2 protein-coding genes are annotated in these 1,183 nt (G+C 65.6%); both read left to right on the forward strand.

Going from position 1 to position 1,183, the window contains the following annotated elements; translation table 11 throughout:
* Nucleotides 1–491: glycerate kinase (locus tag BIS11_RS18050; protein WP_253586792.1), on the forward strand; the 491-nt coding region annotated here is incomplete at its 5' end.
* Nucleotides 492–650: 159 nt separating this feature from the next.
* A complete protein-coding gene (locus BIS11_RS18055; RefSeq protein WP_253426462.1) occupies nt 651–1,127 on the forward strand; it encodes a Dps family protein in 477 nt (158 codons plus the stop codon).
* The last annotated feature ends 56 nt before the right edge of the window (nt 1,128–1,183 follow it).

Genomic DNA, 1,183 nt, shown 5'->3' on the forward strand with positions numbered 1-1,183 from the left:
AGGCGGACGTCGCCACGCTGGACGCGGCACTCTCCCGCTTTGCCGACGTCAGCGCCGCGGTGCTCGGGTCGGATCTGCGCATGCTGCCCGGAGCCGGCGCGGCCGGCGGCATGGGCTTCGCCGCCGCGCGCTTTCTCGGCGCCACGCTCAAGCCGGGCATCGAGCTCATCATGACCCAGACCCATCTGGCGGCGCTGATCAAGGACGCGGACCTGGTGATCACCGGCGAAGGCCGCCTTGACGGCCAGAGTCTGGCGGGCAAGACACCCATCGGCGTCGCCCGGGCGGCGAAGAAGCTGGCCACGCCGGTGGTGGTACTGGCGGGCAGCCTTGGGCAGGGGTGGCAGGCGTGTCTCGACGAGGGCGTCACCGCGGCCTTCGCCCTGGCCGACGGGCCGATGAGCCTGGACGAGGCGCTGGCGCGCACCGCCGAGCTGCTCGGTGCGAAAAGCGAGAGCGTGGTGCGGCTATGGAGCCATCGAGGCGGTTGAAAAGCGTCGCCTCCGCCTGCATCTACTGAAACGACGAATACGCGATACCGCGACGCTATGAAGGCGATACACAAAACTCGTTTCATCGCGCGCGCCTCGCCCGGTACTCTGGATCAAACGAATTGATGCCGCTTTGCGGTTCACCAAGGAGGAGTCACGATGTCCGAATTCAACAGCATCGGTTTGCACGAAAGCAGCGCCAGCCAGCTGGCCGAGAAACTCAACCACCTGCTGGCCAACTACCAGATCTTCTACATGAACGTGCGCGGCTACCACTGGAACGTCAAGGGCAGCGACTTCTTCCAGCTGCACGAGAAGTTCGAGGAGCTTTACACCGACCTTCTGACCAAGGTCGACGAGGTGGCCGAGCGCATCCTGACCCTGGGCCACCAGCCGGTCCACGCCTACAGCGACTACGCCAAGCTCTCGCGCATTCAGGAGGACAAGGAGGTGTCGGACGGTCGCGCCTGCGTGAAGGGTGTGCTCGACGGCTACCAGACCCTGATCGCTCTGCAGCGCGAAGTGCTGGCCCTGGCGTCCGATGCCGACGACGAAGGCACCGCCGCCCAGGCCGGCGACTACATCCGCGAGCAGGAAAAGACCGTGTGGATGCTGAACGCCTACCTGAGCAAGTGAGCCTCGCCGTGCTGCTCGAACCAGCACGAGTCTCGACGACAATGGCGCCTTCGGGC

The sequence above is a fragment of the Halomonas sp. 707D4 genome (genome assembly GCF_024158685.1).
Lineage (GTDB): Bacteria > Pseudomonadota > Gammaproteobacteria > Pseudomonadales > Halomonadaceae > Vreelandella.